This is a genomic window from Mycobacterium sp., from assembly GCF_019243155.1.
In the GTDB taxonomy this organism is placed as follows: domain Bacteria; phylum Actinomycetota; class Actinomycetes; order Mycobacteriales; family Mycobacteriaceae; genus Mycobacterium.
Genome location: NZ_JAFAUS010000329.1, coordinates 1 through 7,083, shown reverse-complemented (window position 1 = coordinate 7,083; position 7,083 = coordinate 1). Strand labels below are relative to the sequence as shown.

Below are 7,083 nucleotides of genomic sequence, written 5' to 3'. Positions count from 1 at the left end.
TGTCGTCGATGAACATCGCCGGTGCGGGCTGGAGCGGCCAGGCTCAGGCCACCTCGTACGACACCATGGGACAGGTCAACCAGGCCTTCCGCAACATCGTCAACATGCTGCACGGGGTGCGCGACGGTCTCATCCGCGACGCCAACAACTACGAGCAGCAAGAGCAGGCCTCGCAGCAAATCCTCGGCAGCTAGTCGATCAAAGCTACTGTCGTCCAACACTTTTAAGGAGCACAGAAATGACCATTAACTACCAGTTCGGCGATGTCGACAGCCACGGCGCCCTGATCCGCGCCCAGGCCGCGTCCCTCGAGGCTGAGCACCAGTCCATCGTGCGCGATGTGCTGGCCGCCGGTGACTTCTGGGGTGGTGCCGGTTCGGTCGCCTGCCAGGAGTTCATCACCCAGTTGGGTCGCAACTTCCAGGTGATCTACGAGCAGGCCAACTCCCACGGGCAGAAGGTGCAGACCGCCGGCAGCAACATGGCGAGCACGGACAGTGCCGTCGGCTCCAGCTGGGCCTGACCCGCAGCTATACCGAGAAGGGCCCGCACACTCGATGTGTGCGGGCCCTTTTCGTGCTGGAAACAGCTATCCGGCCCCTGGCGAGCGGGGATGAGCGAGGGGCGATGGAGTTTGCCGGCCCAGTCCGGTGCGGTGTGCGGTGACGGCATGCGGTCCGCAGCGCCGCACAAATCGTGCGACACTTGGTCTCACCGTGTGGGGTTCGAACCGACGCGTGCCGCAAAGTAATTCGCGGCACAGGCCACAATCCGATCGCAGCCGTCGGCACCAACCAGCCCCCGCGGGCACCGGTAGCGTGCTGAGTGAGCCGAACGCCAACGGAGATTTCGCGTCAGCATTCCACGGGTTTCATACGAAAGACATTTCAAATGGCCAGCATTCGTAATCGTGTTCGTCCCCTGCCGTCGAGCGTACGCAGTAGGCCACGGCGGAAATCGTTGAAGAGCGGCGTCTTGGGAACCACGCAAATGCGTTCGTGCTTAGCCGATTTGGAAACGTTAGGCCTCGGATGGGCCAGCCAACGCCAAACCAATTACTATGCTTTCCAATCGTTTTGGAAGCTATAAAGCACATGTTTGTTTGGTGTCGGGCGAGAGCCGACAAACGCATTTACATTTGAGGTTTCTATGAAGTTCGTGACAATCATGTGTGTGCTTGCCAGAATGTAGGAACATGACAGCAGTGTCGGGATACGCGGGCGGACAGCGCCCACGCCAAGCCATCCTTGGGCAGCTACCGAGGATCTACCGCCCCGACGGATCACCCATTCGGGTTTTGCTGGTCGACGATGAGCCCGCGCTGACCAACCTGGTTAAGATGGCCTTGCATTACGAGGGCTGGGTCGTCGACATCGCCCACAACGGGCGCGAGGCGCTGGCCAAATTCGACAAGATCAGTCCCGACGTGCTGGTCCTCGACATCATGCTGCCCGACGTGGACGGCCTGCGGATTCTGGAACGGGTCCGGCAATCCGACGCGTACACCCCCACGCTCTTTCTCACCGCGCGCGACTCTGTCATGGACCGGGTCACCGGCCTGACCGCCGGCGCCGACGACTACATGACCAAGCCGTTCAGCCTCGAGGAGCTGGTCGCTCGGCTACGCGGGTTGCTGCGACGTTCCGGCCAGCAGCCGACGCCCAGCGCCGAACGCCTCAAAGTCGGCGACCTTCGAGTCGACAGCGCCAGCCGTGAGGTCAGCCGCGGCAGCACGGCCATATCGCTGTCATCCACCGAGTTCGAATTGCTGCGCTTCCTGATGCGCAACCCCCGCCGCGCGCTCAGCCGCACCGAGATCCTGGATCGCGTCTGGAATTACGACTTCGCCGGCCGAACCAGCATCGTGGACCTGTACATCTCCTACCTGCGCAAAAAGATCGACTCCGGCCGCAAGCCGATGATCCACACGGTCCGCGGTGTCGGATACATGCTGCGCCCTGCCGAATGACCGGGGAATGACCGAAGTCGGGGACTCGACATCACGCGACCGCCCGCGGTGGCTCCCCCGCTCGCTGCGCCGCCAGTTGCTCGTCGGAGTGCTGGCCGTGGTCAGCGTTGTGCTGGTGTCGGTCGGCATCGTCTCCGTGCTGAGCCTGCGCGGCTACGTCACCGCGATGAGTGACGCCGACGTCGTCGACTCCCTGGACGCGTTGGGCCACTCGTACGCCAAATACCGCAACGGCGAACAGAATTCGGCGGACGGCGGCAACAAGCCAGTGGCGCAGGCGATGCTGCAGTTCACCGACCAGACGCCGGAGAACCTCATCGTCGTGCTGCACGACGGCGCCGTGATCGGCTCGGCGGTCTTCTCCGAGGCCGAAGCGCGGCCCGCGGCGGCCGACGTGGTCCGCGCCATCGAGGCGCAGAAGTGGACCGGTGGCCCGCCGCGGACCGAACACCTTGGCAGCCTGGGTTCCTACCGCGTCGACAGCCGCGTCGACGGACCCGACGTTCTGGTCGCCGGGGTTTCGCTGAACCTCGCCGACCGGATCATCGCCCGCAAACAGGTCACCACCACCGCGCTCATCGCGGCGGCACTGGTGGTCACGGCCGCGCTCACCGTGTGGGTCGTCGGGTACACGCTTCGACCGCTGCGCCGGCTCGCGGCGATTGCCGCGGAAGTCGCCGCGATGCCACTCACCGACGACGACCACCGGATCAGCGTCCGGGTGCGACCGCAGGACACCGACTCCCAGAACGAAGTCGGGATAGTCGGTCACACGCTGAACCGGTTGCTGGACAACGTCGACAGCGCACTGGCGCAGCGTGCCGACTCCGACCTGCGGATGCGGCAGTTCATCACCGACGCCAGCCATGAGCTGCGCACTCCCCTTGCGGCGATTCAGGGTTACGCCGAATTGACCCGCCAGGACAGTTCGGCGCTGCCGCCGACCACCGAATACGCGCTGGCCCGTATCGAATCGGAGGCGCGCCGAATGACGTTGCTCGTCGACGAGTTGCTCCTGCTGTCCCGCCTGGGCGAGGGCCAGGACTTAGAGACCGAAGACGTCGATTTGGCCGACCTCGTCGTCAATGCGGTGAACGACACGGCCGTTGCGGCGTCGACACACCATTGGGTCAATGACCTGCCCGACGGAGCGGTCTGGGTCAGCGGGGACCACGCCCGGCTACACCAACTGGTCAGCAATCTCCTCAACAACGCCCGGGTGCACACACCGCCGGGCGTCACGGTGACGACCGGAATCACTTGCCATCACGGCGATCCCGCTGGGTCCTATGCGGAGCTGACCGTCGTCGACGACGGGCCGGGCATCGACCCCGACCTGCTCCCCGACTTGTTCGAGCGCTTCGTCCGGGCGGACAGGTCGCGCACCAACGGCTCCGGCAACGGGCTGGGCCTGGCTATCGTGAGTTCGATCGTCAAGGCCCATCACGGCTCGGTTACCGCCGAATCCACCGACGGCCGAACGATTTTCCGAGTGCGCCTGCCGATGATCGAAAATCCGGTCGCCGATCGCGATCAGCGCGCCGGCCCCAACCGGTCGTAGGCCTGCCACCAGGCGGCCTCATGCTCCACGGGTGAGATGGTTCCCATCGCCAGCATGCGGTCGGCGCAATTCAGCTTGTGCACCAACGCTTTCCATTCGACGTACTTGCATACCTCGCGCTCGTCGGCAATTGCCGGCATGAGGATGACCGACATGGACCTGACTCGCACACGAAGCGGGCCGGCCCGCAGGAAGAGCAACAGCCCGATGCTCACATAGGCGGCCACGGCGACTGCCAGCACCGTAATGGGTTCGGCCGCCGCGTCACCGAGCAGCATCAGCGCGACCAGTGCAAGCGCGGCACCGGTGAGCGGCCAGCCTCGCCACAACCGCGCCAGCCGCCGGTCCGTGATGCTGCAGCCCGGCGGATAGAGGACCAGCTGACAGCGCCGGACACCGTATCGGCTGACCGTGGCGTCATACGAACCCCACGTTCGCGAGCCGTCGAGCAGCCGTGACCACACGCCGGGATCGCATACCCGCGACCGTGAGCCTCGGCCCGGAACATTTCGATGGTCGATGCTTCGCATCGCTCAGGTGTACGCCTGATCGGTGGCGCGGGCGCCGATGCTAACGGCATTTATACGGTCGCGGCACCACTTTTATGCGACGTGATCTGCTTCATATTCCTTGTCGCGGTTGATGATTGGGCGTATCTGGCACAGTGCCCGGCAGTGCGGCGTAAAGAAAGCGTAAAGGTGCCCAGCGACCCCGTTAGGAAAGTGTCAACCAAAGGCCCTATCGCAACTCCTCCCAGCTAATTTCAAATCGACCTTGCCTCCGGTGAATGCGCTGTAGCTGAGTCGATGAGGTTATGCACGTACGCACGTGAACGGCGTGGGACGGAGACGAGATGGGCGTGTTGATATTCGTGCTGCTCACGGTGGCGGTGTTCGCCGTGCTCGGCCTGACGCAGAAGTTGGTCGAGCGACTGTGAGTTACGAAAACGTTGTCGGGCTGGTGCTTTCGGTCATCCTCGCGCTGTTTCTGGGGTGCGCCCTGCTGTTCCCGGAGAGGTTCTAGTGAGTACAACAACGGCGGGAATCATCTTCCTCGTCACCCTCGTCGTCGCGGTCGTGTTGATACACGTTCCGTTGGGCGACTACATGTACCGGGTCTACTCGACCGAGAAGGACTCCTCGGTTGAGCGTGCGATCTACCGACTGATCGGTGTCGATTCCCGCTCGGAGCAGACCTGGGGCGCGTATGCGCGCAGCGTGCTGGCGTTCTCATCGATCAGCATTCTGTTTTTGTTCGTGCTCCAGCTGGTGCAGGACAAGTTGCCGCTGCACCTGCACAACCCCGGCACGACCATGACGCCGGGGCTGGCGTGGAATACCGCGGTCAGCTTCGTCACCAACACCAACTGGCAGGCCTACTCCGGTGAAACAACCCAAGGCCATCTCGTCCAGATGGCCGGGCTGGCCGTGCAGAACTTCGTCTCGGCCGCCGTCGGCATGGCCGTGGCGATCGCGCTGGTACGCGGGTTTGCCCGGAGGCGCACCGGGGACCTGGGCAACTTCTGGGTCGACCTGGTGCGCACCACACTGCGCATCCTGTTGCCGATCTCCGTTATCGGCGCCATCCTGCTGGTCGCGGGCGGGGCGATCCAGAACTTCCACCTGCACGACCAGGTAGTGACCACCCTCAACGGCACCCAGCAGACGATCACCGGTGGCCCGGTGGCCAGCCAGGAGGCCATCAAGGAGCTCGGCACCAACGGCGGCGGCTTCTACAACGCGAACTCGGCGCATCCGTTTGAGAACCCGACCGCGTGGACCAACTGGCTGGAGATCTTCCTGATCCTGATGATCGGCTTCTCGCTGCCGCGCACCTTCGGGCGCATAGTCGGCAGCACCAAGCAGGGCTACGCGATCGCATCGGTGATGGCGACGCTCTACGGGATCAGCGTCACGTTCATGCTGTGGTTCCAGCTGCAGCACCACGGCACGGTGCCCACCTCCGTCGGCCAGGCCATGGAGGGAGTCGAGCAGCGCTTCGGAATTCCCGACTCCGGAGTGTTCGCCGCTTCGACGACCCTGACATCCACCGGCGCGGTCGACTCGACCCACGATTCGCTCACCAGCCTCGGCGGCATGATCGCGATGTTCAACATGCAACTGGGCGAAGTCGCGCCCGGTGGCACGGGCTCCGGCCTGTACGGCATTCTCGTCCTGGCGGTGATCACCGTCTTCGTCGCGGGCCTGATGGTCGGACGCACGCCGGAATACCTCGGCAAGAAGATCAACCCGCGCGAAATCAAGCTGGCGGCAAGCTATTTCCTCGTCACGCCGCTGATCGTGTTGACCGGCACCGCGATCGCGATGGCGCTGCCGGGCGAGCGCGCGAGCATGGCCAACAGCGGCCCGCACGGTTTGTCGGAGATCCTGTACGCGTTCACCTCGGCGGCCAACAACAACGGGTCGGCCTTCGCGGGCCTCAGCGTCAACACCAACTGGTACAACACCGCCCTTGGCCTGGCCATGGTCTTCGGCCGATTTCTGCCGATCGTGCTGGTGCTGGCGCTGGCCGGTTCGTTGGCCAAACAGGGTCAGACGCCCGAGTCGGCGGGCACCCTGCCGACCCACCGGCCACAGTTCGTGGGCATGGTCGCCGGCGTCACGTTGATTGTCGTTGCCCTCACTTTCCTGCCCATGCTGGCGCTCGGGCCACTCGCTGAAGGAATCCACTGATGACCGCGACCGTGATCAATTCGCCCGAGCAGGCGCAGCCTGCGGCCTCGACAAGCAAGAAGCGGGTGCAGGGCGGCTTGCTCGACCCGAAGATGCTGTGGAAGTCGACACCGGATGCGCTTCGCAAGCTCGACCCGCGCACCCTGTGGCGCAACCCGGTCATGTTCATCGTCGAGATCGGCGCCGCGTGGAGCACCGCGTTGGCGATCATCAACCCGACCTGGTTCGCCTGGCTGGCCGTGATCTGGCTATGGCTGACAGTGCTTTTCGCGAATCTCGCGGAGGCGGTGGCCGAAGGCCGCGGCAAGGCCCAGGCCGAAACGCTGCGCCGGGCCAAGACGCAGACGGTGGCACGCCGCCTGCGGGACTGGCGACCCGGCGCGCATCATGTCGAGGAAGAAGTCGCCGCTCCCCAGCTGCGACAGGGCGACATCGTCGTGGTCGAGGCCGGCCAGGTGATTCCGGGTGACGGCGACGTGGTGGAAGGCATTGCCTCGGTGGACGAATCGGCGATCACGGGCGAATCGGCGCCGGTGATCCGCGAGTCCGGCGGCGACCGCTCCGCGGTCACCGGCGGCACCACCGTGCTCAGTGACCGCATCGTCGTGCAAATCACCCAAAAGCCCGGGGAAAGCTTCATCGACCGGATGATCGCGCTCGTCGAGGGCGCCAACCGGCAGAAGACCCCCAACGAGATCGCGCTGAACATCCTGTTGGCCGCCTTGACGATCATCTTCATCTTCGCGGTCGCGACTCTGCAGCCGCTCGCGATCTACTCCAAGATGAACAATCCCGGTGTGCCGGATAGCCAGGCGCTCAACGCAAGTGGCGTTACCGGGATCGTACTGGTGTCACTGCTG

7 protein-coding genes and 1 pseudogene are annotated in these 7,083 nt (G+C 64.4%); 7 read left to right on the top strand and 1 reads right to left on the bottom strand.

The window, feature by feature from the left end; all coding sequences use genetic code 11:
* The 4 genes from JOZ00_RS16685 to JOZ00_RS16670 all read left to right on the top strand — a co-directional run.
* On the top strand, positions 1-194 hold a 194-nt coding region (locus tag JOZ00_RS16685), incomplete at its 5' end, for a WXG100 family type VII secretion target (RefSeq protein WP_293345467.1).
* A gap of 44 nt (positions 195-238) precedes the next feature.
* Positions 239-523: a WXG100 family type VII secretion target gene (locus JOZ00_RS16680; RefSeq protein WP_293345465.1), complete on the top strand. Its 285-nt coding sequence runs from the start codon at positions 239-241 to the stop codon at positions 521-523.
* Between the two features lie 672 nt (positions 524-1,195).
* Complete coding sequence (locus JOZ00_RS16675; RefSeq protein ID WP_293345463.1) at positions 1,196-1,969, top strand: response regulator transcription factor; 774 nt, start codon at positions 1,196-1,198, stop codon at positions 1,967-1,969.
* 7 nt (positions 1,970-1,976) lie between these two features.
* The gene (locus JOZ00_RS16670) at positions 1,977-3,530 is read left to right on the top strand and encodes a HAMP domain-containing sensor histidine kinase (protein ID WP_293345461.1); all 1,554 of its coding nucleotides are present in this window, start codon (positions 1,977-1,979) and stop codon (positions 3,528-3,530) included.
* Here JOZ00_RS16670 and JOZ00_RS16665 read toward each other — a convergent pair.
* Complete coding sequence (locus JOZ00_RS16665; protein ID WP_293345459.1) at positions 3,503-3,994, bottom strand: DUF6611 family protein; 492 nt, start codon at positions 3,992-3,994, stop codon at positions 3,503-3,505. The genes JOZ00_RS16670 and JOZ00_RS16665 overlap by 28 nt on opposite strands.
* A gap of 469 nt (positions 3,995-4,463) precedes the next feature.
* On the opposite strand from JOZ00_RS16665, the gene JOZ00_RS16660 reads away from it, so the two are divergent.
* The 3 genes and pseudogenes from JOZ00_RS16660 to JOZ00_RS16650 all read left to right on the top strand — a co-directional run.
* Positions 4,464-4,553 carry a potassium-transporting ATPase subunit F gene (locus JOZ00_RS16660; RefSeq protein WP_293345457.1) on the top strand — a complete coding sequence of 30 codons (90 nt, stop codon included), beginning with the start codon at positions 4,464-4,466 and terminating at the stop codon, positions 4,551-4,553.
* Positions 4,553-6,223 (top strand): potassium-transporting ATPase subunit KdpA, encoded by a 1,671-nt coding sequence (gene kdpA / locus JOZ00_RS16655; RefSeq protein WP_293345455.1) that lies wholly within the window; start codon positions 4,553-4,555, stop codon positions 6,221-6,223. The genes JOZ00_RS16660 and kdpA overlap by 1 nt, the downstream gene beginning before the upstream one ends.
* Positions 6,223-7,083 (top strand): annotated as a pseudogene (locus JOZ00_RS16650) (hypothetical protein); the annotation flags it as partial. The gene kdpA and the pseudogene JOZ00_RS16650, both read left to right, overlap by 1 nt.